Here is a 22,596-nt window from a genome sequence, read left to right as displayed (position 1 = left end):
CGTCAGCCTCGGAACGCTCAGGCGTCCTTGGACTCATCCGCCGGAGCGGCGTCCTCGACGACCTCGTCCTTCTTGAGGGCGTCTTCCTTGACCGCGCGCTTGGCAGCGGCCTCGGCCTCGGCAACGGTCGCCTTCTTCGCGATCTCACCCTCGACCAGCTCGATCACAGCCATCGGGGCGTTGTCGCCACGACGGCCGCCGATCTTGGTGATACGGGTGTAGCCACCCGGGCGCTCGGCGTACCGCGGAGCGATCTCGGTGAAGAGCGTGTGCACGATGCCCTTGTCCGTGATCGTCTGCAGGACCAGGCGACGGTTGTGGATGTCGCCCTTCTTCGCCTTGGTGATCAAGCGCTCGGCGACCGGACGCAGGCGGCGGGCCTTGGCCTCGGTCGTGGTGATGCGGCCGTGCTCGAAGAGCGACTTCGCGAGGTTCGCAAGAAGCAGCTTCTCGTGCGCAGCGCTGCCGCCCAGACGGGCACCCTTGGCGGGCTTCGGCATGGTGTTTCTCCTTGTGTGCTGCACCGGCCGTATCAGGTACCGGTGTCAGTTCCCGCGAGGCGGCCGCCCAGCGGAAGTCGGAATCACGCGCGGACGGCGCCTTGCGGCCCGTCCGGCGTTTGAGGACAAGTCCTCAGCCCGGCGCGGGCACCCGGGAAAACCCGGGCACCCCCACCGGAGGTGGATCAGTACTGCTCGGTCTCCACGAAGCCCGCGTCCGCGTCGTCGTCGGCGCCAAAGGCGTCGGCGGCAGCGGTCGGGTCGAATCCGGGCGGGCTGTCCTTGAGCGCCAGGCCCATACCGGCCAGCTTCGCCTTGACCTCGTCGATCGACTTCGCACCGAAGTTGCGGATGTCGAGCAGGTCCGCCTCGGAACGCGCCACGAGCTCACCCACGGAGTGGATGCCCTCGCGCTTGAGGCAGTTGTACGAGCGAACGGTGAGCTCGAGCTCCTCGATCGGCAGCGCCAGATCGGCGGCGAGCGCGGCGTCCGTCGGGGACGGACCCATGTCGATGCCCTCGGCGTCGATGTTGAGCTCGCGCGCCAGACCGAACAGCTCGACCAGGGTCTTACCGGCCGAAGCCATGGCGTCACGCGGACGCATGGCCTGCTTGGTCTCGACGTCGACGATCAGCTTGTCGAAGTCGGTGCGCTGCTCGACACGGGTCGCCTCGACCTTGTACGTGACCTTGAGCACCGGCGAGTAGATGGAGTCGACCGGGATACGGCCGATCTCCTGGCCCACCTGCTTGTTCTGCACGGCGGAGACATAGCCGCGACCGCGCTCGACGGTCAGCTCCATCTCCAGCTTGCCCTTGCCGTTCAGCGTGGCGAGGACCAGGTCGGGGTTGTGCACCTCGACACCGGCCGGCGGGGCGATGTCAGCAGCGGTGACCAGGCCGGGACCCTGCTTGCGCAGGTACATCACGACCGGCTCGTCGTGCTCCGAGGAGACGACCAGCTGCTTGATGTTCAGGATGAGGTCGGTGACGTCCTCCTTGACGCCCGGCACGGTGGTGAACTCGTGCAGGACACCGTCGATCCGGATGCTGGTGACAGCAGCGCCGGGAATCGAGGAGAGGAGCGTACGACGAAGGGAGTTACCGAGCGTGTAGCCGAAGCCCGGCTCCAGCGGCTCGATGACGAACCGGGAGCGGTACTCGTCGACGACCTCTTCGGTCAGCGACGGACGCTGAGCGATAAGCATGGGAAATGCCTCCAGTCTTGGCACCCACTATTTGATGCCAACAGAAACAAGGGTACGGGCGGTACGGCACCTGAGCGCCGTACCGCCCGCAAACCATCCCTGTTCCCCCGGTGAAGGGGGCAGGGACAGGGTCAGACGCGGCGGCGCTTCGGGGGGCGGCAGCCGTTGTGCGGGGTGGGGGTGACGTCCTGGATCGAACCCACCTCGAGGCCCGTGGCCTGGAGGGAGCGGATCGCGGTCTCACGGCCGGAGCCGGGACCCTTGACGAAGACGTCAACCTTGCGCATGCCGTGCTCCTGCGCGCGGCGGGCGGCCGACTCGGCGGCCATCTGCGCGGCGAAGGGGGTGGACTTGCGCGAGCCCTTGAAGCCGACGTGGCCGGCGGAGGCCCAGGAGATCACGTTGCCCGAGGGGTCGGTGATCGAAACGATGGTGTTGTTGAACGTGCTCTTGATGTGGGCGTGCCCGTGAGCGACGTTCTTCTTTTCCTTGCGGCGCACCTTCTTGGCAGCGCCCTGACGACCCTTGGGGGGCATCTATAACTCCTACGGGAGGTGGTCGGTCCTACAGCGAAGACCGCTTGATGTGCGGGGGTCCGGGGGTCGCCCCCGGAAGACCGCAGTGCGTCCGGCTGAGGACTACTTCTTGCCCGGCTTCTTCTTGCCGGCGATCGCGCGACGCGGGCCCTTGCGGGTACGAGCGTTCGTGCTGGTGCGCTGACCGTGGACCGGCAGGCCACGGCGGTGCCGCAGACCCTGGTAGCAGCCGATCTCGATCTTGCGGCGAATGTCGGCCTGGACCTCGCGACGGAGGTCACCCTCGGTCTTGAGGTTGGCGTCCACGTACTCGCGGAGCTTGACCAGGTCCTCTTCGGGCAGGTCACGAACGCGGGTGTTGGGGTCGACACCGGTGGCCGCAAGGGCTTCCTTGGACCGGGTACGCCCGATACCGAAGACGTAGGTGAGGGCGATCTCAACGCGCTTTTCGCGCGGGAGGTCAACGCCGGAAAGGCGTGCCATTCATGGCTCCTGTTGATTTCGGAGGTCTTCCGCAGAGCCGTTCCGTGGCCGCCGACCCGAAAAAGGAGGGTGGTACGGACCAGGTCCCCGGCCTCCGCCGGAGGTGTCGCCAGCCCTAGGGCCAGGCGGGCTCTGCGTATGTACGTTTTACGTGCGTCGCGCGAAGAACTGCGAGGTGCAGGTCGTGCTTCAGCCCTGGCGCTGCTTGTGGCGCAGGTTGTCGCAGATGACCATGACCCGGCCGTGACGGCGGATCACCTTGCACTTGTCGCAGATCTTCTTGACGCTCGGCTTGACCTTCATGGGGTGAGGTTCTCCGGGTCAGTGCCACCCACCCACGCCGAAGCGGGGTGCGGGCAAGATCTACTTGTATCGGTAGACGATCCGGCCACGCGTCAGGTCGTACGGAGACAGCTCCACGACAACCCGGTCGTCCGGGAGGATACGGATGTAGTGCATCCGCATCTTGCCGGAGATGTGCGCGAGGACCTTGTGACCGTTCTGGAGTTCCACCTTGAACATGGCGTTCGGGAGGGACTCGATCACGGTGCCCTCAATTTCGATGGCACCTTGCTTCTTGGCCACGCTTCGCCTTTCGAATCGGCTACCTTGATCGACTCGCGCTACCGTATGCAGACACACGGATACACGAGAGCCGACGCATCAGTCTACGACAGGCCACTCGAAAAGACGAATCCGGCAAGTTTGCCCACCCACGGAGATCCTTAAGCCGAGGCAAGAGGGTCGGGAGCGGCCGTGATTCCCAGCTCCGCCAGCTTCGCCCGGCCGCAGTCCGGCGCCGTCAGCACCAGCGGGCCCTCCTCGGTCAGCGCGATCGAGTGCTCCCAGTGCGAGGACCATGTGCCGTCCGTCGTGATGACGGTCCAGTCGTCCTGCAGGACCTCGGTGTGCGGGGTGCCGAGCGAGACCATCGGCTCGATCGCCAGGCAGAAGCCGGGGACCAGCTTCGGGCCGCGGCCGCGCTTCTTCGAGACGTAGTTCAGCAGATGCGGATCCATGTGCATCTCGGTGCCGATGCCGTGGCCGCCGTACTCCTCGATGATCCCGTACTTGCCGGTCGCGGGACGCGGCTGACGGCGGATGTACGTCTCGATGGCGCGGGAGACGTCGATCAGCCGGTTGCCGTTCTTCATCGCGGCGATACCGGCCCACATCGACTCCTCGGTGACCCGGGAGAGCTCGATCAGCTCCGGCGCATGACCGGTGCCGACGAACGCGGTGTACGCGGCGTCACCGTGCCAGCCGTCGATGATCGCGCCGGCGTCGATGGAGATGATGTCGCCGTCCTTGAGGACGGTCTTCTCGTCCGGGATGCCGTGGACGACAACCTCGTTGACCGAGGTGCAGATCGTCGCGGGGAACCCGCCGTACCCCAGAAAGTTGGACTTCGCACCATGGTCGGCGATCACCTTGCGGGCGACCTCGTCCAGATCCTTGGTGGTGGCGCCCGGCACCGCTGCCTCACGGGTGGCCGCGTGGATGGCGGCGACGACCAGCCCCGCCTCACGCATCTTCGCGATCTGCTCGGGGGTCTTGATCTGCACCATTGCGGCAGGCGCCTTTCTGGGTCGACTCGGTAAAAGGGCTATTCAACAATACGGCCGCGGCGCCCTGAGGACACCGCGGCCGTACTTGTGGGGACTGCTCAGGCCTGCGCGGCCCGGTCCACCTGCAGTGCTTCCATCGCCAGGGCCGTCACATCGGTGACCTTGCCGAGCGCGGAGATGGTGACCACCAGGCCCTGGGCCCTGTAGTAGTCGATGATCGGCTCGGTCTGCGTGTGGTAGACCTCGAGCCGCGTGCGCACGGTCTCCTCGGAGTCGTCGTCACGCTGGTACAGCTCGCCGCCGCACTCGTCGCAGACACCCTCGACCTTCGGCGGGGAGTACGACACGTGGTAGACGTGCGCGCTGTTGTTGCGGCAGACACGACGACCGGCGATCCGCTTCACGACCTCGTCCTCGGGGACCTCCAGGTCGAGAACGGCGTCCAGCTTCAGGCCCGCGCTCTTGAGGAAGTCGTCGAGCGCCTCGGCCTGCCCGACATTGCGCGGGAAGCCGTCGAGCAGGAAGCCGTTCTCGGCGTCCGGCTGCTGCAGACGGTCCTTGGCCATCCCGATGGTGACCTCGTCGGGTACCAGCTTGCCGGCGTCCATGTACGCCTTGGCCTGCTTCCCGAGCTCCGTGCCCTGACTGATGTTGGCGCGGAAGAGGTCGCCCGTGGAGATGTGCGGGATCGACAGGTTCTTGGCAAGGAACGCAGCCTGCGTTCCCTTGCCGGCACCGGGCGGTCCGACGAGGACGATTCGCATCAGCGGAGGAACCCTTCGTAATTACGCTGCTGGAGCTGGCTCTCGATCTGCTTCACGGTCTCCAGACCCACACCCACGATGATCAGGATGCTCGTCCCGCCGAACGGGAAGTTCTGGTTCGCGCCTCCGAAGCCTGCCAACGCCATCGTCGGGACAAGAGCAATCAGACCCAGGTACAGCGAGCCCGGCCAAGTGATCCGGTTGAGCACGTAGCTCAGATACTCGGCAGTAGGACGACCAGCCCGGATGCCCGGGATGAAGCCACCATACTTCTTCATGTTGTCAGCGACTTCCTCGGGGTTGAACGAAATCGCCACATAGAAGAAGGCGAAGAACACGATCAACAGGAAGTACGTGGCGATGTAGTACGGGTGGTCACCCTTGACGAAGTGCGTTTGGATCCAGGTCTTCCAGCCCGCTTGGGAGTTGGAGAACTGGGCGACCAACGCCGGGATGTAGAGCAGCGACGACGCGAAGATGACGGGAATCACACCCGCCTGGTTGACCTTGAGCGGGATGTATGTGGACGTACCGCCGTACGACCGCCGCCCGATCATGCGCTTCGCGTACTGCACGGGGATACGGCGCTGAGCCTGCTCGACGAAGACGACCAGGGCGACCATCACGAAGCCGATCAGGATGACCGTGCCGAACTCGATCCAGCCCTTGGCGAGCTTGCCGGTCTGCTTGATGGCCCACAGGGCGCCCGGGAAGCCGGCGGCGATCGAGATGAACATCAGGATCGACATTCCGTTGCCGATGCCGCGGTCGGTGATGAGCTCACCGAGCCACATGACGGCCGCGGTGCCCGCGGTCATGGTCACCACCATGACGATGGTGGTGAAGATCGAGCGGTTGGGAACGATCTGGTCGGCCACCTGGCAGCCGCTGAAGAGTGCACCACTGCGGGCGGTGGCCACCAGGCCCGTGCCCTGCAGTACGGCGAGCGCCACCGTGAGGTAACGCGTGTACTGCGTGATCTTCGCCGTGCCGGCCGAACCCTCCTTCTTGAGGGCCTCCAGCCGCGGGATGACCACGGTCAGCAGTTGCAGAATGATGCTCGCCGTAATGTACGGCATGATGCCGAGCGCGAAGATGGTGATCTGCAGCAGCGCCCCGCCACTGAACATGTTCACCAGGCCGAACAGGCTGTTGTTGCCCTTCTGGGCCGCTTCCACACAGATCTGTACGTTCTGGTAATTCACGCCCGGGACCGGGATATGTGACCCGAGCCGGTACAGCACGATGATGGCGAGTGTGAAGAGCAGCTTCTTGCGCAGGTCGGGCGTCTTGAACGCCCGGGCGAACGCGGTGAGCACGGTGCCTCCTGCGACCCCCGCGCTACTGCGTCAGAGGTGACGGTATTGAGGATCGACGGATACGTATCAGCAAACCCGCACGATCTTAATCGGACAGACCGAGCGGCTCGGGGGCAGAACCCCCTTTGTTTACAGCAACAGTGCACGCCACCTTACCGGCGACAGTGCCCCCCTAGGAACGACCAACCGGGGATGCCCCTTTTGGGAGGCATCCCCGGTCGGTTTTCAGCTTTCAGCCACTGAACTCGTCTCAGACGAGCTCGGTGACGGTGCCGCCGGCAGCGGCAATCTTCTCCTTGGCGGAGCCGGAGACGGCGTCAACCGTCACCTGCAGCGCCACGGAGATCTCGCCCTGGCCCAGGACCTTGACGAGGCTGTTCTTGCGCACCGCGCCCTTGGCGACCAGATCGGCCACCGTGACCTCTCCACCCTCGGGGTAGAGAGCGCCGAGCTTGTCCAGGTTCACAACCTGGTACTCGGTGCGGAACGGGTTCTTGAAGCCCTTGAGCTTCGGGAGACGCATGTGGAGGGGCATCTGCCCACCCTCGAAGCGCTCCGGAACCTGGTAACGGGCCTTGGTGCCCTTGGTACCACGACCTGCGGTCTTACCCTTGGACGCCTCACCACGACCCACACGGGTCTTGGCGGTCTTGGCGCCCGGGGCAGGACGGAGGTTGTGGACCTTCAGCGGGTTCTGCTCCGCCATGTCAGTCGACCTCCTCAACCGTGACGAGGTGGCGGACGGTCTGCACCATGCCGCGGAACTCGGGACGGTCATCCTTGACAACCACGTCGTGCAGGCGCTTGAGCCCGAGCGAGCGCAGGGTGTCGCGGTGGTTCTGCTTGCTGCCGATGTACGACTTCGTCTGCGTGATCTTGAGGCGAGCCATTACGCACCCGCTCCCGCACGTGCACGAAGCAGAGCCGCGGGGGCGACGTCCTCGAGGGGCAGACCACGGCGAGCCGCAATCTCCTCGGGACGCTGAAGGCCCTTGAGGGCCGCCACGGTCGCGTGCACGATGTTGATCGCGTTGGACGAGCCGAGCGACTTCGACAGGATGTCGTGGACGCCGGCGCACTCGAGCACCGCACGCACCGGGCCACCGGCGATAACGCCGGTACCGGGGGAAGCAGGCTTGAGCAGGACGACGCCCGCGGCCTTCTCGCCCGTGATCGGGTGCGGGATGGTGCCCTGGATACGCGGAACCTTGAAGAAGTTCTTCTTGGCCTCTTCAACGCCCTTGGCGATGGCCGCGGGAACTTCCTTGGCCTTGCCGTATCCGACACCTACGGTGCCGTCACCGTCGCCCACCACGACCAGCGCGGTGAAGCTGAAGCGTCGACCACCCTTGACAACCTTGGCAACGCGGTTGATCGCGACAACGCGCTCAACATAAGCGGTCTTCTCGGCGGCAGCGCCACCGTCGCGACCCTTCCGGTCCCGCCGCTCGCCGCCACCGGCACCGCTTCCGCGGCGCTGGGGTCCAGCCATTGGATTTACCTCTCTCTGTTACGTCCGTTAGTCCCGGAACCGGGGCCTAGAACTTCAGCCCGGCTTCGCGGGCGGCGTCAGCCAGAGCGGCAATGCGCCCGGCGTACCTGTTGCCACCACGGTCGAACACGACAGCCTCGACACCGGCAGCCTTCGCACGCTCGGCGACGAGCGCGCCGACCTGCTGGGCCTGGGCACTCTTGTCGCCCTCGCCACCACGGATCGAGGTGTCCAGGGTCGACGCCGACGCGAGCGTGTGGCCCGCGATGTCGTCGATGACCTGCGCAACGATGTTGCGGTTGGAGCGCGTCACGACCAGGCGCGGACGCTCCGGCGTACCGGAGACGTGCTTGCGGACGCGGATGTGGCGGCGCTTGATGGCAGCGCGCTTGTACGCGTCGCCCTTGGCAATCTTCACACCGTATGCCATGGCTTACTTACCCGCCTTTCCGACCTTGCGGCGGATGACCTCGCCCGCGTACTTGACGCCCTTGGCCTTGTACGGGTCGGGCTTCCGCAGCTTGCGGATGTTCGCGGCGACCTCGCCGACCTTCTGCTTGTCGATGCCCTCGACCGAGAACTTGGTCGGCGACTCGACCTTGAAGGAGATGCCCTCGGGCGCCTCCACCAGGATCGAGTGGCTGTAACCGAGCTGGAACTCCAGGTTGGAGCCCTTCGCGGCGACGCGGTAACCGACACCGCTGATCTCGAGCGCCTTGACGTATCCCTGGGTCACGCCGGTGATCATGTTCGCCACCAGCGTGCGGGACAGGCCGTGCAGGGCCTTGTTCTGACGCTCGTCGTTCGGACGGGTGACGTTGAGAACGCCCTCCTCGCCCTTAACGATCTCGATCGGCGCGGCAACGGTGTGGGAGAGGGAACCCTTGGGGCCCTTCACGGCGACCGTACGGCCATCGATGGTGACGTCCACACCGGCGGGAACCTGGATGGGGAGCTTGCCGATTCGCGACATTAGCTTTTCCTCCGTTCCCTACTACCAGACGTAGGCGAGGACTTCCCCACCTACGCCCTTCTTGCCTGCCTGCTGACCGGTCAGAAGACCGTGGGACGTGGAGATGATCGCCACGCCCAGGCCGCCAAGGACCTTCGGCAGATTGGTGGACTTCGCGTACACGCGCAGACCCGGCTTGGAGATGCGCTTGATGCCGGCGATCGAACGCTCGCGGTTCGGGCCGAACTTCAGCTCCAGGACGAGGTTCTTGCCGACCTCGGCGTCCTCGACCTTCCAGCCGGTGATGAAGCCCTCCTGCTGGAGGATCTCCGCGATGTGCGACTTGATCTTGCTGTGCGGCATCACGACGGAGTCGTGGTACGCCGAGTTCGCGTTACGCAGACGCGTGAGCATGTCTGCGATGGGATCAGTCATGGTCATGAATTGGCCTTCGGCCTCTCTCGCCGGGGTTTCCTGTATGCGCCATCCCTCTCCCCACTCATAGGCGGGACGGGTGCGGTGCGGGGACCTACGGCGTAGTAAGTCGGTCAGGGCGGCAGGCGCCCAACCCCACAAGCCTACGGCATGTGAGGGAGGGCTCCCGCCGACCAGATACTTACCGAGAGCCTCCGGTAATTCCCAAGTAGGGAATTACCAGGAGCTCTTGGTCACGCCCGGCAGCTCGCCACGGTGAGCCATCTCACGAAGGCACACGCGGCACAGGCCGAACTTGCGGTAGACGGAGTGCGGCCGGCCGCAGCGCTGGCAGCGGGTGTACGCGCGCACACCGAACTTCGGCTTGCGGGCGGCCTTAGCGATCAGAGCCTTCTTCGCCACGGTCAGTTCTCCTTGAACGGGAAGCCGAGGTGACGAAGCAGGGCCCGGCCCTCGTCGTCGTTGGTCGCCGTGGTGACCACGGTGATGTCCATGCCCCGGACCCGGTCGATCTTGTCCTGGTCGATCTCGTGGAACATGACCTGCTCCGTGAGACCGAAGGTGTAGTTGCCACGGCCGTCGAACTGCTTCGGCGACAGACCACGGAAGTCACGGATACGCGGCAGCGCGAGCGACAGCGTACGGTCCAGGAACTCCCACATGCGGTCACCACGGAGGGTGACGTGGCAGCCGATCGGCTGACCCTCACGCAGCTTGAACTGCGCGATGGACTTCCGGGCCTTGGTGACGGCCGGCTTCTGGCCAGTGATCGTGGTGAGGTCGCGGATGGCGCCATCGATCAGCTTGGAGTCGCGGGCGGCGTCGCCCACACCCATGTTGACCACGATCTTGATGAGGCCGGGAATCTGCATGACGTTCTCGTACGAGAACTCCTCACGCAGCTTGCCCGCGATCTCCTCGCGGTACTTCGTCTTGAGACGCGGAGTGGTGGTGGTAGCCATCAGATGTCCTCACCCGTCCGCTTGGCAACGCGGATCTTGTTGCCCTCGTCGTCGAAGCGGTAACCGACGCGCGTGACGACCTTGTTGCCGTCCTTCTCCACGACGAGCTGAACATTGCTCACGTGAATCGGGGCCTCGGTAGTCACAATGCCACCGGTCTGCGAACCGCGAGCGGTCTGACCGGCCTTGGTGTGCTTCTTGACCCGGTTGACACCCTCGACGAGGACACGGTTCTCAGTGGGGTAGGCCACGATGACCTTGCCCTGCTTGCCCTTGTCCTTACCGGTGATGACCTGAACCAGGTCGCCCTTCTTGATCTTCATGCTTACAGCACCTCCGGCGCGAGCGAGATGATCTTCATGAACTTCTTCTCGCGCAGCTCACGGCCCACCGGGCCGAAGATACGGGTGCCGCGAGGGTCGCCGTCGTTCTTCAGAATGACGGCGGCGTTCTCGTCGAAGCGGATGTACGAGCCGTCCTGACGACGACGCTCCTTGACGGTGCGAACGATGACGGCCTTGATGACGTCACCCTTCTTCACGTTGCCACCGGGGATCGCGTCCTTGACGGTGGCGACGATGACGTCACCGATGCCCGCGTAGCGGCGACCGGAGCCACCGAGAACACGGATGCAAAGGATTTCCTTGGCACCAGTGTTGTCGGCGACACGCAGTCGCGACTCCTGCTGGATCACGTCTATCTCCTGATCGTCTGCCGGTTCCCGGCGGGGGCCGGCTGCTTCTGAATGTCACAGCGCAGCCCCCGCCGAGCCTGGCGGAACTGACTTGAAGGGTTACCCCTTCAAGTAATTACTTGGCCTTCTCGAGGATCTCGACGATGCGCCAGCGCTTGGTCGCCGACAGCGGACGCGTCTCCATGATGAGGACGCGGTCGCCGACGCCGGCAGCGTTCTGCTCGTCGTGCGCCTTGAGCTTGTTCGTACGGCGGATGACCTTGCCGTACAGCGCGTGCTTCACGCGGTCCTCGACGGCGACGACGACGGTCTTGTCCATCTTGTCGCTGACGACCAGACCCTCGCGGGTCTTGCGGAAACCGCGGGCGGTCTTGTTCTCTGTCACGTTGCTCTCGCTCATCAGGCGCTCTCCACCGTCTCGATGCCCAGCTCGCGCTCACGCATGAGGGTGTAGATCCGCGCGATGTCCTTGCGGACGGCCTTCAGCCGGCCGTGGTTCTCGAGCTGGCCGGTCGCCGCCTGGAAGCGGAGGTTGAACAGCTCTTCCTTGGCCTCGCGGAGCTTGGCAACAAGCTCCTCGTTGCCCAGCTCACGCAGCTCGGACGCCTTGGTACCGGTAGACATCACGACTCACCTGCCTCGCGCCGAACGATCCGGCACTTCATCGGAAGCTTGTGAGCAGCGCGGGTAAGCGCCTCACGCGCAATCTTCTCGTTCGGGTAGGACAGCTCGAACATCACCCGACCGGGCTTGACGTTCGCGATCCACCACTCCGGGGAACCCTTACCGGAACCCATGCGGGTCTCGGCAGGCTTCTTCGTCAGCGGGCGGTCCGGGTAGATGTTGATCCAGACCTTGCCGCCACGCTTGATGTGGCGGGTCATCGCGATACGAGCCGCCTCGATCTGGCGGTTGGTCACGTACGCCGGAGTGAGGGCCTGAATGCCGTACTCGCCGAACGCAACCTGCGTACCACCCTTGGACATACCGCTGCGCTTCGGGTGGTGCTGCTTGCGGTGCTTGACCCTACGGGGGATCAGCATTTCGGTCAGGCCTCCGTTCCGGTGCTCTCAGCAGCCGGAGCAGCGGCGGCGGCGGGAGCCTCGGCCTTGGGGGCCTCGGCTGCCGGCGCGGACTGCTGCGGCTTGCGGCCGCGACCGCCCCGCTCGCCACCACGACCGCCACGGCCACCGGCCGGACGGTCGCCGGCGCCACCACGGGCCGGGCGGTTACCCGCACGGGCCGCAGCGTTCTCGGCGCGGACCTCGGCGATGTTCTTGACGTCGCCCTTGTAGATCCAGACCTTCACACCGATACGGCCGAAGGTCGTCTTGGCCTCGAAGAAGCCGTAGTCGACGTTCGCACGGAGCGTGTGCAGGGGCACACGGCCCTCGCGGTAGAACTCCGAGCGGGACATCTCGGCGCCGCCGAGACGGCCGCCGCACTGGATCTTGATGCCCTTGGCGCCGGCCTTCATCGTGCCCTGCATGCTCTTACGCATGGCGCGACGGAAGGAGACGCGGGAGGACAGCTGCTCGGCGACGGCCTGGGCCACCAGCTGAGCGTCCACCTCGGGGTTCTTGACCTCGAGGATGTTCAGCTGAACCTGCTTGCCGGTCAGCTTCTCCAGCTCGCCACGGATGCGGTCGGCCTCGGCGCCACGGCGACCGATGACGATGCCCGGGCGGGCGGTGTGGATGTCAACGCGGACGCGGTCGCGGGTGCGCTCGATCTCAACCTTCGAGATACCGGCTCGCTCCATGCCCTTCGTCATCATGCGACGAATGGCGACGTCTTCCTTGACGTAGTCCTTGTACAGCTTGTCGGCGTACCAGCGGGACTTGAAGTCCGTGGTGATGCCGAGCCGGAACCCATGCGGGTTAACCTTCTGGCCCATTACCGGGTTCCTTCCTTGCTGCTGACGACCACGGTGATGTGGCTGGTCCGCTTACGGATCCGGTAGGCACGGCCCTGAGCACGCGGACGGAACCGCTTCAGGGTCGGGCCCTCGTCCACGTACGCCTCGCTGATGACCAGCGAAGAGGCGTCGGTGTGGTCGTAGTTGTGTGCAGCGTTGGCAATGGCGCTGTCAAGCACCTTGCCAACCGGCACGCTCGCGGCCTGCGGGGCGAAACGCAGGACCGCCTGAGCCTCCGTGGCATCCATGCCACGGATGAGGTCCACCACTCGGCGGGCCTTCATGGGCGTGACGCGGATGTACCGCGCCTGGGCCCTGGCTTCCATGGTTGTCCCTTCGGTGTAAGTCATAGTCAGTCACCCCGCGTTAGCGGCGCTTCGACTTCCGGTCGTCCTTGACGTGGCCGCGGAAGGTGCGAGTCGGCGAGAACTCGCCGAGCTTGTGGCCGACCATCGACTCGGTGACGAACACCGGGACGTGGATCTTGCCGTTGTGCACCGCGATCGTGTGGCCGAGCATGGCCGGGACGATCATCGAGCGACGGGACCAGGTCTTGATGACGTTCTTGGTGCCTGCTTCGTTCTGGACATCCACCTTCTTGATGAGGTGTCCGTCGACGAAGGGCCCCTTCTTGAGACTGCGCGGCATCTAAACCCGCTCCTAGCGCTTCTTGTTCGTCTTGCGGCGGCGGACGATGTACTTGCTCGATGCCTTCTTCGGCGAGCGAGTACGACCCTCCTTCTGACCCCACGGGCTGACCGGGTGGCGACCACCGGAGGTCTTGCCCTCACCACCACCGTGCGGGTGGTCAACCGGGTTCATTGCGACACCGCGGACGGTCGGGCGAACGCCCTTCCAGCGCAGACGGCCGGCCTTGCCCCAGTTGATGTTCGACTGCTCGGCGTTGCCGACCTCGCCAATGGTGGCGCGGCAGCGGGCGTCGACCAGCCGGATCTCACCGGACGGCATACGAAGGTGGGCCATCGTGCCCTCCTTCGCCAGCAGCTGCACGGAGGCACCCGCGGAGCGGGCGAACTTCGCGCCGCCGCCGGGCCGCAGCTCGATGGCGTGGATGGTCGTACCGACCGGGATGTTGCGCAGCGCCAGGTTGTTGCCGGGCTTGATGTCGGCGGCCGGGCCGTTCTCGACACGGTCGCCCTGCGTCAGGCCCTTGGGCGCGATGATGTAGCGCTTCTCGCCGTCTGCGTAGTGCAGAAGCGCGATGCGCGCGGTGCGGTTCGGGTCGTACTCGATGTGAGCGACCTTGGCCGGCACGCCGTCCTTGTCGTGACGACGGAAGTCGATCACGCGGTAGGCGCGCTTGTGGCCACCGCCCTGGTGACGGACGGTCACACGACCGGTGTTGTTACGGCCGCCCTTGCTGTGCAGGGGGCGGACCAGCGACTTCTCCGGCGTGGACCGCGTGATCTCGACAAAGTCGGCGACGCTGGAGCCACGACGGCCCGGGGTCGTCGGCTTGTACTTGCGGATACCCATTTCTCAGTCCTCGTCCGATTCCGGACGACTCGACCTCCGTCAGGAGGTCGGGCCGCCGAAGATGTCGATTCGGTCGCCCTCAGCGAGGGTCACGATGGCGCGCTTGGTGTTGGCGCGCTTGCCGAAACCGGTGCGGGTGCGCTTGCGCTTGCCCTGGCGGTTGATCGTGTTGACCCCGGTGACCTTGACCGAGAAGACCGCCTCGACGGCCTGCTTGATCTGGGTCTTGTTGGAGCCGGGCGCGACGATGAACGTGTACTTGTTCTCGTCGAGCAGGGCGTAGCTCTTCTCGGAGACAACCGGCTTGACGAGAACGTCGCGCGGGTCCGTGAAGGTCTTGCTGGTGACGGTCGCCTCGGACATCAGGCGTCGCTCCCTTCGGTCTCAGCGGCCTTGGGGCCAGACACGAAGGACTCGAAAGCGGCCTTGGTGAAGACCACGTCGTCCGAGACGAGCACGTCGTACGTGTTCAGCTGGCCCGGCTCCAGGAGGTGCACCTGGGGCAGGTTGCGGGCGGAGAGCCACGCGGCCTCGTCCGAGCGCTCGACAACCAGGAGCACGTTCTTGCGCTCGCTGACCTTGCCCAGCAGGGACTTGGCGGCCTTCGTGGAGATCTCGCCCTCGACCACGCCGGAGACGACGTGGATACGGGAGTTACGGGCCCGGTCGGTGAGGGCACCGCGCAGGGCGGCGGCCTTCATCTTCTTCGGGGTCCGCTGCGAGTAGTCACGCGGCGTGGGGCCGTGGACAACGCCACCGCCGGCGAACTGCGGCGCACGGGTCGAACCCTGACGCGCGCGGCCGGTGCCCTTCTGGCGGTAAGGCTTCCTACCGCCACCACGGACCTCGCCACGACGCTTGACCTTGTGCGTGCCCTGACGGGCGGCGGCCAGCTGCGCCACGACGACCTGGTGGATCAGCGGGATGCTGACCTTGGCGTCGAAGATCTCGGCCGGGAGCTCGACGGTCCCGGACTTGTCGCCGGAGGGCGACAGAATGTCAATGGTGCTCATAGTCCTCAGACCCCCTTGGCCGCAGTGCGGACGAGGACGAGGCCGCCGTTCGGACCAGGAACCGCGCCCTTGATGAGCAGCAGGCCCTTCTCCGCGTCAACCGCGTGGATGGTCAGGTTCTGGGTGGTGACCCGCTCGTTACCCATGCGGCCCGCCATGCGCATGCCCTTGAAGACACGCCCAGGGGTGGCGCAGCCACCGATGGAACCGGGCGAGCGGTGCTTGCGCTGGGTACCGTGACCGGCGCCGAGGCCCTTGAAGTTGTGACGCTTCATGACACCGGCGAAGCCCTTGCCCTTGCTCTTGCCCGTGACGTCGACCTTGACGCCGGACTCGAACACCGCGGCAGTGATCTCCTGGCCGAGCGTGTACTCGCTGGCGTCGGAGGTACGGAGCTCCACCAGGTGGCGGCGCGGGGTTACGTCGGCCTTGGCGAAGTGACCCTTGAGGGGCTTGTTCACCTTGCGCGGGTCGATCTCGCCGAAGGCGATCTGGACCGACTCGTAGCCGTCGATGTCGTTCTTACGGACCTGGGTAACGACGCAGGGCCCGGCCTTGACGACGGTCACCGGGACGACACGGTTGTTCTCGTCCCAGACCTGGGTCATGCCGAGCTTCTCGCCCAGGACGCCCTTGATCTGCTTTGCCATCTTCTCCGCGCCTCTCAGAGCTTGATCTCGATGTCAACGCCGGCCGGAAGGTCCAGGCGCATCAACGAGTCAACGGTCTTGGGCGTCGGGTCGAGGATGTCGATCAGGCGCTTGTGCGTGCGCATCTCGAAGTGCTCGCGCGAGTCCTTGTACTTGTGCGGCGACTTGATGACGCAGTACACGTTCTTCTCAGTGGGCAGCGGCACCGGGCCCGCGACCGACGCACCAGTGCGGGTCACCGTCTCGACGATCTTCTTCGCCGAGCTGTCGATGACCTCGTGGTCGTAGGCCTTGAGCCGGATGCGGATCTTCTGTCCCGCCATGGCTACTAGTAGTCCTGTCTCTCGAAACGCTCTGGAACCCGGATGGCTGCGCTCTTCACAAGCGCCGTTCTCTCCGACCCACGCGGTCGGGCGTGTCGCATTCCCTCTACGAAGATCTCCCGAAGGATTTCCCAACCAAGGGGTGCGGGCCAAAGACCGCGAGCCGGGGGAAAACACCCACCGGGTGCCTGGTTTGCACCCCGCTGACGCTTCCCGAAAGATTCCCGTACGTCCGCCCCAGTGCTGCCTTACGGCAGATAGGGCGACGAGTACTGTGGGACTCGCTTCCGGTCCTCCCGACGGGAGGCGCGCAGCATCGGCACTCAACCGAGCAACCTGGCTAGTGTGCCATATGGGGCAGAGCCCTGGCCAATCGCAGCCGGAGAGCGTACCCCACCGGCCCGCTCCACGCGCACATGCTGCCCACGCTCAGGCAACCTCGCACGTCGAATCGCCGTCTAGTTGAGCGCGGACCGGCTCTGACCAGCCCCTCCGCCATTATCGGAGAACAACGGTACGCAGCACGGGGGCGCCTGTCTGCCCGCTGCGAGCGGAGCGGACGGAGCACAACAGATGCAGATCGCGCATGCCCTGGGGAAGGCTACCGCGCGTTCCACCGGCCTGAGCAGACGAAATGTGGTCACCGCCACAGCCGCCGTCGCCGCGGCGGCGGCCCTCAGCTCGTGTTCCGTGCCCGCACCGCGGCGCGCCGTCCCGACGGCCGACCCCGCGCCGGGCATGCCGATCTCCAGCTCCCGGCGGGCGCAGCTGATGCAGATCCTGGCCCACCCGGACGACGATCTGTACTTCATGAACCCCGACACCCAGCGGATGCTGGACGCCGGGGTTCCGCTGGTCTGCGTCTATGTCACCGCCGGCGAGTCCGACGGCGTCAACAAGGCGCCCGGCCGGCCGCGGCCGGGCGCCGACAAGACGGCGTACTCCTCCGCACGCCACCAGGGGCTGCGCCAGGCGTACGCGACACTGCTCGGACTGCCCAGGTTCACCGACTGGCAGAAAGGCGTCGCCACGCTGCGCGGCGACCAGCGGGCCGAGATCAACACTCTTGCCAACGGCTCCCGCCGGGTCGAGCTGATCTTCCTCAACCTCGCGATGCACACGACGCGCGGCGGCCGCATGGGCCTGCCCGCCCTGTGGAAGGACCGGGAGCAGAATCTGCGCACCGTCGTCGCCGACGACTCCCCCGTACGCAAGGCGGGCTCGTACGACTACGACCAGCTCATCGACGTACTCGTGGGGCTGCTGGACCGCTACCGGCCCACGGTCGTGCAGACCCTGGACCCCGACCCGGACATCCAGCACAGCGACGAGGCGACCCGCAAGAACGACAGCGAGCAGCACGGCTACTCGGACCATGCGGACCACACCGCCGTGGCCTCCTTCAGCTGGGCGGCCCTGGTGCGCTGGGTGGCCGAGGCGACCCAGGAGGGCGGCCAGGTGCCCGCCTTCGTCGCCACGTCCTTCCGCGGCTACTACAACCGCCACTGGCCCAAGAACCTGCCGGAGGGCGTGCTCAGGCAGAAGGCCGCCCATCTGGTCCCGTACGGCGGCGCCCCCGACTGGAGGTGCGGCAATGCCGCGGGCTGCGGCGACTACAACGTCGGCGGCAAGCGTCCGCTGACCAACAAGAAGGGCTGGGTGCGCTCCACCCACTACCGCTACCCGGGCGCGCGCCCGGCGGTGGCCACCGAGCCGGACGGCAGGCTCGCCGCCTACGGGGTGCTGGGGCTGCGCGCGGTGCGCTGGCGCGAGAGCGAGCGCGGCAGCGGCCGGTGGGGCGACCCGGACGACCTCGGCGGCGGCCCGCTCGCGCCCACGCTCGGCGCGGCGGCGCTGCAGGACGGCCGGCAGCTGCTCTTCGGGCTGCGTTTCTCGGCGCTCGGCGGCCACGGCGGCGCCAACAGGCGGGAGGTCGTGCTGCTGGAGCAGCGCTCCGCGGGCGGTCCCTTCCTGCCTTGGCAAGGGCTGGGCAATTCGGAGCGCGGCGACGACCGGGGCCGGCGGATCGGCGTTCCGGTGGCGGTCACGGCCCCTGACGGCCGCGTCCATCTCTTCGTACGCAACGCGGACCAGGGCATCAGCACGCGGGTCCGTGACACCGAGGGCCACTGGGACCGCTGGCAGGACCTGGAGGGTGGCGAGATTCAGGACGGACTGTCCACGGTGGTGGACAGCACCGGGCGGGTGCATGTCTTCGGTGCCGGTCACGACAGCGTGCACCACTGGACACAGGACGCACCGGGACAGCCGTTCACCCACCGGCCGGCCGGGCCGCTGCCGGTCCCCGTGGACGGCCCCGCCGCGGTGGCCGGCAAGAACGGCACCGTGGAACTGCTGTACCGCGTGGAGCGTGTCACGAAGTCCGAAGGACCCGGGACGGCCGAACCCGCGCTGACATCCGTACGCCCCGACGGCGTCCGCATACCCGGCGTCCGTTTCGACGGCCACGGTCCGGTGAGTGCGGCGCCCGCCCCGCGCGGCCCGGTACTCCTCGGCAAGGACCTCAAGGGGCAGCTCCAACTGCGTGTCGCAGGAAAAGTGTTGATCCGCAAGAACGGCACACTGCCGTCGCTGGACGCACCGGCCCTGCACATGGGCGGCTCGGGTGCCACCGTCGTGGGTCTGGGGGCGGACGCGCACCCCTGGACCTGGTCGCCCGAGGCAGGAACCGCCGGCTAGCCGCGGCCCGCAGGCGACAGCGCAACGCGAAGGGCCCCGCACCAGTGGTGCGGGGCCCTTGCTGATGCTCCGGGGAGCAACCAGGTCAGATCAGCAATTACTTGTTGATCTTGGTGACCTGGCCGGCGCCGACGGTCCGGCCACCCTCACGGATGGCGAACTTGAGGCCCTCCTCCATGGCGACGGGCTGGATCAGCTCGACGGTCATGACGGTGTTGTCGCCCGGCATGACCATCTCGGTGCCCTCGGGGAGGGTCACAACGCCGGTCACGTCCGTGGTACGGAAGTAGAACTGCGGGCGGTAGTTGTTGAAGAACGGGGTGTGACGGCCACCCTCGTCCTTCGACAGGATGTAGGCCTGGGCCTCGAAGCTGGTGTGCGGCGTGACCGAACCCGGCTTGATGATGACCTGGCCGCGCTCGACGTCCTCACGCTTGATGCCACGGAGGAGCAGACCGACGTTCTCACCGGCCTGGCCCTCGTCGAGCAGCTTGCGGAACATCTCGATGCCGGTGACCGTGGTAGTGGTCTTCTCGGTCTTGATACCGACGATGTCGACGGTCTCGTTGACCTTGAGGACACCACGCTCGATACGACCGGTGACGACGGTGCCACGACCGGTGATCGTGAAGACGTCCTCGATCGGCATCAGGAACGGCTTGTCGACGTCACGCTCGGGCTGCGGGATGGACTCGTCAACGGCCTTCATCAGGTCGAGAACGGTCTTGCCCCACTCGGCGTCGCCCTCGAGCGCCTTGAGCGCCGAGACCTTGACGACCGGCAGGTCGTCGCCCGGGAACTCGTACTCGGAGAGGAGCTCACGCACCTCGAGCTCGACGAGCTCCAGGATCTCCTCGTCGTCCACCATGTCGGCCTTGTTCAGGGCGACAACGATGTACGGAACGCCGACCTGGCGGGCCAGGAGCACGTGCTCCTTGGTCTGCGGCATCGGGCCGTCGGTGGCGGCGACCACGAGGATGGCGCCGTCCATCTGCGCGGCACCCGTGATCATGTTCTTGATGTAGTCCGCGTGACCGGGGCAGTCGACGTGCGCGTAGTGACGCGACTCGGTCTGGTACTCGACGTGCGCGATGGAGATGGTGATACCGCGCTGGCGCTCCTCAGGAGCCTTGTCGATCTGGTCGAAGGCCGAGGCCTCGTTCAGGTCCGGGTACGCGTCGTGCAGCACCTTGGTAATGGCGGCCGTGAGGGTCGTCTTACCGTGGTCAATGTGACCGATGGTGCCGATGTTGACGTGCGGCTTAGTCCGCTCGAACTTCGCCTTCGCCACTGGGTCCTCCTGTGGAGTGGTTCTGTACGCCTTGCTTCATCGGCGCCAGGTGATCTTTGCTGGGATGCCGGGGCCCGGGGGCGTCCGCCGCATTGCTCTCGCTCTGCGCCGGACGCCTCTCCAGGCACCGGTGACAAGCCTAAAGCGTGAACTCCGAAGAGTTACTCGCCCTTGGCCTTCGCGATGATCTCCTCGGCGACGTTCCGCGGAACCTCGGCGTAGGAGTCGAACTGCATCGAGTAGCTTGCGCGACCCGAGGTCTTGCTGCGGAGGTCTCCGACATAGCCGAACATCTCCGAGAGGGGGACCAGCCCCTTCACGACGCGAGCGCCGCTGCGCTCCTCCATGGCCTGAATCTGGCCACGGCGGGAGTTGAGGTCGCCGATGACATCGCCCATGTAGTCCTCGGGCGTGGTGACCTCGACGGCCATCATCGGCTCGAGGAGCACGGGGGACGCCTTGCGGGCACCCTCCTTGAACGCCTGCGAACCAGCGATCTTGAACGCGAGTTCGGAGGAGTCGACCTCGTGGTAACCACCGTCGAGAAGGGTGACGCGAACGCCCACCATCTCGTAGCCGGCCAGGATGCCGAACTGCATGGCTTCCTGCGCACCCGCGTCCACCGAGGGGATGTACTCACGGGGGATGCGGCCACCGGTGACCTTGTTCACGAACTCGTAGGTCGCGTCGCCGCCCTCGATGGGCTCCAGCGCGATCTGCACCTTCGCGAACTGACCGGTACCACCGGTCTGCTTCTTGTGCGTGTAGTCGATACGCTCGACGGCCTTGCGGATCGTCTCGCGGTACGCGACCTGCGGCTTGCCGACGTTCGCCTCGACGCGGAACTCGCGCCGCATGCGGTCGACGAGCACCTCGAGGTGAAGCTCACCCATACCACCGATGATGGTCTGGCCGGTCTCCTCGTCCGAGTGGACCTGGAAGGAGGGGTCCTCCTCCGCGAGACGCTGGATGGCGACACCCAGCTTCTCCTGGTCACCCTTGGACTTGGGCTCGATCGCGACCTGGATGACCGGCGCCGGGAAGTCCATGGACTCCAGGATCACCGCGTTCTTGTCGTCGCACAGCGTCTCACCGGTGGTGGTCTGCTTCAGGCCCATGACGGCGACGATGTCGCCGGCGCCCACCGACTCGATCTCCTCACGCTTGTTCGCGTGCATACGGTAGATCTTGCCGATGCGCTCCTTCTTGCCCTTGGTGGGGTTCAGCACAGCAGTGCCGGACTCCAGGCGACCCGAGTAGACCCGGATGAAGGTGAGCTTGCCCAGGTGCGGGTCGCTCGCGATCTTGAAGGCCAGAGCGGCCAGCGGCTCGTCGTCGGACGGACGGCGCGTGATGACCTTCTCCGGGTCCTTGACGTCGTGGCCCTCAATGCCTTCGACGTCCAGGGGGGAGGGGAGGTAGCGCACAACCGCGTCGAGCAGGGGCTGAACACCCTTGTTCTTGAACGCGGTACCGCAGAAGACGGGGGTGACGGTGGTGCCGCCGCCCTTGCCGGACGCGATGGTGATACGACGGATCGCCTGGTAGAGCTGCTCCTCGGTGGGCTCGACGCCCTCGAGGTACAGCTCCATCATCTGGTCGTCGTTCTCCGACACGGCCTCGAGCAGCTTGCCGCGCCACTCCTCGGCAGCCTCGGTGTGCGTGGCCGGGATGTCGACGACGTCGTACATCTCGCCCTTGGTGGCTTCGGCGGACCAGACCAGGGCCTTCATACGGACCAGGTCGATGACGCCCTTGAAGTCAGCCTCTGCACCGATCGGCAGCTGCATCACGATCGGGGTCGCGCCGAGGCGGTCCACGATCATGTCGACGCAGCGGTGGAACTCAGCGCCGGTGCGGTCGAGCTTGTTGACGAAGCAGATACGCGGAACGCCGTAGCGGTCCGCCTGACGCCACACAGTCTCGGACTGCGGCTCAACGCCGGCGACACCGTCGAACACCGTGACGGCACCGTCGAGCACGCGGAGCGAACGCTCCACCTCGACCGTGAAGTCGACGTGACCCGGGGTGTCGATGATGTTGATGGTGTGATCGACGTCCTCGAGCGGCCAGTGACAGGTCGTCGCGGCGGACGTGATCGTGATGCCGCGCTCCTGCTCCTGCTCCATCCAGTCCATCGTGGCAGCGCCGTCGTGGACCTCACCGATCTTGTAGCTCACACCGGTGTAAAACAGGATGCGCTCGGTGGTCGTCGTCTTGCCCGCGTCGATGTGGGCCATGATCCCAATATTGCGGACCTTGGCCAGGTCAAGCGAAGTGGTGGCCATAAG

33 protein-coding genes are annotated in these 22,596 nt (G+C 66.0%); 1 reads left to right on the top strand and 32 read right to left on the bottom strand.

From position 1 onward, the window contains the following. Nucleotides 1–17: 17 nt before the first annotated feature. The 30 genes from rplQ to rpsJ form a co-directional block, all read right to left on the bottom strand. Entirely contained in the window at nt 18–500 is a 483-nt protein-coding gene (rplQ, locus tag OG735_RS25680) for a 50S ribosomal protein L17 (RefSeq protein WP_327325493.1), read from the bottom strand. A gap of 185 nt (nt 501–685) precedes the next feature. After that, nucleotides 686–1,708: a DNA-directed RNA polymerase subunit alpha gene (locus OG735_RS25675; protein ID WP_003956430.1), complete on the bottom strand. Its 1,023-nt coding sequence runs from the start codon at nt 1,706–1,708 to the stop codon at nt 686–688. Between the two features lie 131 nt (nt 1,709–1,839). Then, nucleotides 1,840–2,244: a 30S ribosomal protein S11 gene (gene rpsK / locus OG735_RS25670; RefSeq protein WP_003956432.1), complete on the bottom strand. Its 405-nt coding sequence runs from the start codon at nt 2,242–2,244 to the stop codon at nt 1,840–1,842. A gap of 102 nt (nt 2,245–2,346) precedes the next feature. After that, complete coding sequence (gene rpsM / locus OG735_RS25665; RefSeq protein ID WP_307661669.1) at nt 2,347–2,727, bottom strand: 30S ribosomal protein S13; 381 nt, start codon at nt 2,725–2,727, stop codon at nt 2,347–2,349. A gap of 189 nt (nt 2,728–2,916) precedes the next feature. Next, nucleotides 2,917–3,030: a 50S ribosomal protein L36 gene (gene rpmJ, locus OG735_RS25660; RefSeq protein ID WP_003956441.1), complete on the bottom strand. Its 114-nt coding sequence runs from the start codon at nt 3,028–3,030 to the stop codon at nt 2,917–2,919. A 60-nt stretch (nt 3,031–3,090) separates the two neighbouring features. Further along, nucleotides 3,091–3,312 (bottom strand): translation initiation factor IF-1, encoded by a 222-nt coding sequence (gene infA / locus OG735_RS25655; RefSeq protein WP_003956442.1) that lies wholly within the window; start codon nt 3,310–3,312, stop codon nt 3,091–3,093. A gap of 140 nt (nt 3,313–3,452) precedes the next feature. Then, the gene (map, locus tag OG735_RS25650) at nt 3,453–4,295 is read right to left on the bottom strand and encodes a type I methionyl aminopeptidase (protein WP_327325492.1); all 843 of its coding nucleotides are present in this window, start codon (nt 4,293–4,295) and stop codon (nt 3,453–3,455) included. A 98-nt stretch (nt 4,296–4,393) separates the two neighbouring features. Beyond that, a complete protein-coding gene (locus OG735_RS25645; protein ID WP_327325491.1) occupies nt 4,394–5,059 on the bottom strand; it encodes an adenylate kinase in 666 nt (221 codons plus the stop codon). After that, complete coding sequence (gene secY, locus OG735_RS25640; protein WP_327325490.1) at nt 5,059–6,378, bottom strand: preprotein translocase subunit SecY; 1,320 nt, start codon at nt 6,376–6,378, stop codon at nt 5,059–5,061. Before secY ends, OG735_RS25645 begins: the two co-directional genes overlap by 1 nt. 250 nt (nt 6,379–6,628) lie before the next feature. Beyond that, a complete protein-coding gene (gene rplO, locus OG735_RS25635) occupies nt 6,629–7,084 on the bottom strand; it encodes a 50S ribosomal protein L15 (RefSeq protein ID WP_114037182.1) in 456 nt (151 codons plus the stop codon). Between the two features lies 1 nt (nt 7,085). Beyond that, nucleotides 7,086–7,268 carry a 50S ribosomal protein L30 gene (gene rpmD / locus OG735_RS25630; RefSeq protein WP_327325489.1) on the bottom strand — a complete coding sequence of 61 codons (183 nt, stop codon included), beginning with the start codon at nt 7,266–7,268 and terminating at the stop codon, nt 7,086–7,088. Beyond that, a complete protein-coding gene (gene rpsE / locus OG735_RS25625) occupies nt 7,268–7,870 on the bottom strand; it encodes a 30S ribosomal protein S5 (protein WP_160506669.1) in 603 nt (200 codons plus the stop codon). Before rpsE ends, rpmD begins: the two co-directional genes overlap by 1 nt. A 46-nt stretch (nt 7,871–7,916) precedes the next feature. After that, complete coding sequence (rplR, locus tag OG735_RS25620; RefSeq protein WP_093799540.1) at nt 7,917–8,300, bottom strand: 50S ribosomal protein L18; 384 nt, start codon at nt 8,298–8,300, stop codon at nt 7,917–7,919. A 3-nt stretch (nt 8,301–8,303) separates the two neighbouring features. Beyond that, a complete protein-coding gene (rplF, locus tag OG735_RS25615) occupies nt 8,304–8,843 on the bottom strand; it encodes a 50S ribosomal protein L6 (RefSeq protein WP_108151519.1) in 540 nt (179 codons plus the stop codon). Between the two features lie 21 nt (nt 8,844–8,864). Continuing rightward, nucleotides 8,865–9,263, bottom strand: coding sequence for a 30S ribosomal protein S8 (gene rpsH, locus OG735_RS25610; protein ID WP_003966947.1), 399 nt, complete (start codon nt 9,261–9,263; stop codon nt 8,865–8,867). Between the two features lie 210 nt (nt 9,264–9,473). Next, entirely contained in the window at nt 9,474–9,659 is a 186-nt protein-coding gene (locus tag OG735_RS25605) for a type Z 30S ribosomal protein S14 (RefSeq protein ID WP_003956452.1), read from the bottom strand. A 2-nt stretch (nt 9,660–9,661) separates the two neighbouring features. Next, nucleotides 9,662–10,219, bottom strand: a complete 558-nt coding sequence (gene rplE / locus OG735_RS25600; RefSeq protein ID WP_327325488.1) for a 50S ribosomal protein L5 — start codon at nt 10,217–10,219, stop codon at nt 9,662–9,664. Continuing rightward, nucleotides 10,219–10,542, bottom strand: coding sequence for a 50S ribosomal protein L24 (gene rplX, locus OG735_RS25595; RefSeq protein WP_327325487.1), 324 nt, complete (start codon nt 10,540–10,542; stop codon nt 10,219–10,221). Before rplX ends, rplE begins: the two co-directional genes overlap by 1 nt. A 2-nt stretch (nt 10,543–10,544) precedes the next feature. Further along, nucleotides 10,545–10,913 carry a 50S ribosomal protein L14 gene (gene rplN, locus OG735_RS25590; protein ID WP_023539336.1) on the bottom strand — a complete coding sequence of 123 codons (369 nt, stop codon included), beginning with the start codon at nt 10,911–10,913 and terminating at the stop codon, nt 10,545–10,547. A gap of 115 nt (nt 10,914–11,028) precedes the next feature. Continuing rightward, nucleotides 11,029–11,313 carry a 30S ribosomal protein S17 gene (gene rpsQ, locus OG735_RS25585; protein ID WP_327325486.1) on the bottom strand — a complete coding sequence of 95 codons (285 nt, stop codon included), beginning with the start codon at nt 11,311–11,313 and terminating at the stop codon, nt 11,029–11,031. Next, nucleotides 11,313–11,537, bottom strand: coding sequence for a 50S ribosomal protein L29 (rpmC, locus tag OG735_RS25580; protein ID WP_142214203.1), 225 nt, complete (start codon nt 11,535–11,537; stop codon nt 11,313–11,315). Before rpmC ends, rpsQ begins: the two co-directional genes overlap by 1 nt. Further along, complete coding sequence (gene rplP, locus OG735_RS25575; RefSeq protein ID WP_014047785.1) at nt 11,537–11,956, bottom strand: 50S ribosomal protein L16; 420 nt, start codon at nt 11,954–11,956, stop codon at nt 11,537–11,539. Before rplP ends, rpmC begins: the two co-directional genes overlap by 1 nt. Before the next feature lie 5 nt (nt 11,957–11,961). Beyond that, nucleotides 11,962–12,810 (bottom strand): 30S ribosomal protein S3, encoded by an 849-nt coding sequence (gene rpsC, locus OG735_RS25570; protein WP_327325485.1) that lies wholly within the window; start codon nt 12,808–12,810, stop codon nt 11,962–11,964. After that, on the bottom strand, nt 12,810–13,157 hold the full coding sequence (gene rplV, locus OG735_RS25565) for a 50S ribosomal protein L22 (protein ID WP_004571827.1): 348 nt from the start codon (nt 13,155–13,157) through the stop codon (nt 12,810–12,812). Before rplV ends, rpsC begins: the two co-directional genes overlap by 1 nt. Before the next feature lie 40 nt (nt 13,158–13,197). Beyond that, nucleotides 13,198–13,479, bottom strand: coding sequence for a 30S ribosomal protein S19 (gene rpsS / locus OG735_RS25560; protein WP_003966956.1), 282 nt, complete (start codon nt 13,477–13,479; stop codon nt 13,198–13,200). Nucleotides 13,480–13,491: 12 nt separating this feature from the next. Then, nucleotides 13,492–14,328, bottom strand: a complete 837-nt coding sequence (gene rplB / locus OG735_RS25555) for a 50S ribosomal protein L2 (RefSeq protein WP_108151510.1) — start codon at nt 14,326–14,328, stop codon at nt 13,492–13,494. A gap of 39 nt (nt 14,329–14,367) precedes the next feature. Then, nucleotides 14,368–14,691: a 50S ribosomal protein L23 gene (gene rplW / locus OG735_RS25550; protein ID WP_326651946.1), complete on the bottom strand. Its 324-nt coding sequence runs from the start codon at nt 14,689–14,691 to the stop codon at nt 14,368–14,370. Next, nucleotides 14,691–15,341, bottom strand: coding sequence for a 50S ribosomal protein L4 (gene rplD, locus OG735_RS25545; RefSeq protein ID WP_327325484.1), 651 nt, complete (start codon nt 15,339–15,341; stop codon nt 14,691–14,693). Before rplD ends, rplW begins: the two co-directional genes overlap by 1 nt. 5 nt (nt 15,342–15,346) lie before the next feature. After that, a complete protein-coding gene (gene rplC, locus OG735_RS25540; RefSeq protein ID WP_327325483.1) occupies nt 15,347–15,991 on the bottom strand; it encodes a 50S ribosomal protein L3 in 645 nt (214 codons plus the stop codon). A 14-nt stretch (nt 15,992–16,005) separates the two neighbouring features. After that, entirely contained in the window at nt 16,006–16,314 is a 309-nt protein-coding gene (rpsJ, locus tag OG735_RS25535) for a 30S ribosomal protein S10 (RefSeq protein ID WP_003948644.1), read from the bottom strand. 573 nt (nt 16,315–16,887) lie between these two features. Here rpsJ and OG735_RS25530 point away from each other — a divergent pair. Next, a complete protein-coding gene (locus OG735_RS25530) occupies nt 16,888–19,014 on the top strand; it encodes a PIG-L family deacetylase (RefSeq protein WP_327325482.1) in 2,127 nt (708 codons plus the stop codon). A gap of 97 nt (nt 19,015–19,111) precedes the next feature. On the opposite strand, the gene tuf is transcribed toward OG735_RS25530, so the two are convergent. Beyond that, nucleotides 19,112–20,305: an elongation factor Tu gene (gene tuf, locus OG735_RS25525; protein WP_129770864.1), complete on the bottom strand. Its 1,194-nt coding sequence runs from the start codon at nt 20,303–20,305 to the stop codon at nt 19,112–19,114. 161 nt (nt 20,306–20,466) lie between these two features. Next, nucleotides 20,467–22,593: an elongation factor G gene (fusA, locus tag OG735_RS25520; RefSeq protein ID WP_327325481.1), complete on the bottom strand. Its 2,127-nt coding sequence runs from the start codon at nt 22,591–22,593 to the stop codon at nt 20,467–20,469. Nucleotides 22,594–22,596: the final 3 nt, after the last annotated feature.

It is taken from the genome of Streptomyces sp. NBC_01210 (assembly GCF_036010325.1).
Taxonomy (GTDB): domain Bacteria; phylum Actinomycetota; class Actinomycetes; order Streptomycetales; family Streptomycetaceae; genus Streptomyces.
This window is presented reverse-complemented; position numbering and strand designations above follow the sequence as displayed.

Coding starts and splice junctions, on each gene's coding strand:
- rplP (WP_014047785.1), bottom strand. CDS start 11,956: ATGCTGATCCCCCGTAGGGTCAAGCACCGCAAGCAGCACCACCCGAAG.
- rplE (WP_327325488.1), bottom strand. CDS start 10,219: ATGGCTACCACCACCACTCCGCGTCTCAAGACGAAGTACCGCGAGGAG.
- rpsE (WP_160506669.1), bottom strand. CDS start 7,870: ATGGCTGGACCCCAGCGCCGCGGAAGCGGTGCCGGTGGCGGCGAGCGG.
- OG735_RS25645 (WP_327325491.1), bottom strand. CDS start 5,059: ATGCGAATCGTCCTCGTCGGACCGCCCGGTGCCGGCAAGGGAACGCAG.
- rpmJ (WP_003956441.1), bottom strand. CDS start 3,030: ATGAAGGTCAAGCCGAGCGTCAAGAAGATCTGCGACAAGTGCAAGGTG.
- map (WP_327325492.1), bottom strand. CDS start 4,295: ATGGTGCAGATCAAGACCCCCGAGCAGATCGCGAAGATGCGTGAGGCG.
- rpsK (WP_003956432.1), bottom strand. CDS start 2,244: ATGCCCCCCAAGGGTCGTCAGGGCGCTGCCAAGAAGGTGCGCCGCAAG.
- rplQ (WP_327325493.1), bottom strand. CDS start 500: ATGCCGAAGCCCGCCAAGGGTGCCCGTCTGGGCGGCAGCGCTGCGCAC.
- rpsH (WP_003966947.1), bottom strand. CDS start 9,263: ATGACCATGACTGATCCCATCGCAGACATGCTCACGCGTCTGCGTAAC.
- rpmC (WP_142214203.1), bottom strand. CDS start 11,537: ATGTCTACCGGTACCAAGGCGTCCGAGCTGCGTGAGCTGGGCAACGAG.
- rplV (WP_004571827.1), bottom strand. CDS start 13,157: ATGGAAGCCAGGGCCCAGGCGCGGTACATCCGCGTCACGCCCATGAAG.
- rplC (WP_327325483.1), bottom strand. CDS start 15,991: ATGGCAAAGCAGATCAAGGGCGTCCTGGGCGAGAAGCTCGGCATGACC.
- rplX (WP_327325487.1), bottom strand. CDS start 10,542: ATGAAGATCAAGAAGGGCGACCTGGTTCAGGTCATCACCGGTAAGGAC.
- fusA (WP_327325481.1), bottom strand. CDS start 22,593: ATGGCCACCACTTCGCTTGACCTGGCCAAGGTCCGCAATATTGGGATC.
- rplW (WP_326651946.1), bottom strand. CDS start 14,691: ATGTCCGAGGCGACCGTCACCAGCAAGACCTTCACGGACCCGCGCGAC.
- rpsC (WP_327325485.1), bottom strand. CDS start 12,810: ATGGGCCAGAAGGTTAACCCGCATGGGTTCCGGCTCGGCATCACCACG.
- OG735_RS25675 (WP_003956430.1), bottom strand. CDS start 1,708: ATGCTTATCGCTCAGCGTCCGTCGCTGACCGAAGAGGTCGTCGACGAG.
- rpsM (WP_307661669.1), bottom strand. CDS start 2,727: ATGGCACGCCTTTCCGGCGTTGACCTCCCGCGCGAAAAGCGCGTTGAG.
- rpmD (WP_327325489.1), bottom strand. CDS start 7,268: ATGGCTCGCCTCAAGATCACGCAGACGAAGTCGTACATCGGCAGCAAG.
- rpsQ (WP_327325486.1), bottom strand. CDS start 11,313: ATGAGCGAGAGCAACGTGACAGAGAACAAGACCGCCCGCGGTTTCCGC.
- rplD (WP_327325484.1), bottom strand. CDS start 15,341: ATGAGCACCATTGACATTCTGTCGCCCTCCGGCGACAAGTCCGGGACC.
- rplR (WP_093799540.1), bottom strand. CDS start 8,300: ATGGCATACGGTGTGAAGATTGCCAAGGGCGACGCGTACAAGCGCGCT.
- rpsJ (WP_003948644.1), bottom strand. CDS start 16,314: ATGGCGGGACAGAAGATCCGCATCCGGCTCAAGGCCTACGACCACGAG.
- rplB (WP_108151510.1), bottom strand. CDS start 14,328: ATGGGTATCCGCAAGTACAAGCCGACGACCCCGGGCCGTCGTGGCTCC.
- rplO (WP_114037182.1), bottom strand. CDS start 7,084: ATGGCGGAGCAGAACCCGCTGAAGGTCCACAACCTCCGTCCTGCCCCG.
- rpsS (WP_003966956.1), bottom strand. CDS start 13,479: ATGCCGCGCAGTCTCAAGAAGGGGCCCTTCGTCGACGGACACCTCATC.
- rplF (WP_108151519.1), bottom strand. CDS start 8,843: ATGTCGCGAATCGGCAAGCTCCCCATCCAGGTTCCCGCCGGTGTGGAC.
- OG735_RS25530 (WP_327325482.1), top strand. CDS start 16,888: ATGCAGATCGCGCATGCCCTGGGGAAGGCTACCGCGCGTTCCACCGGC.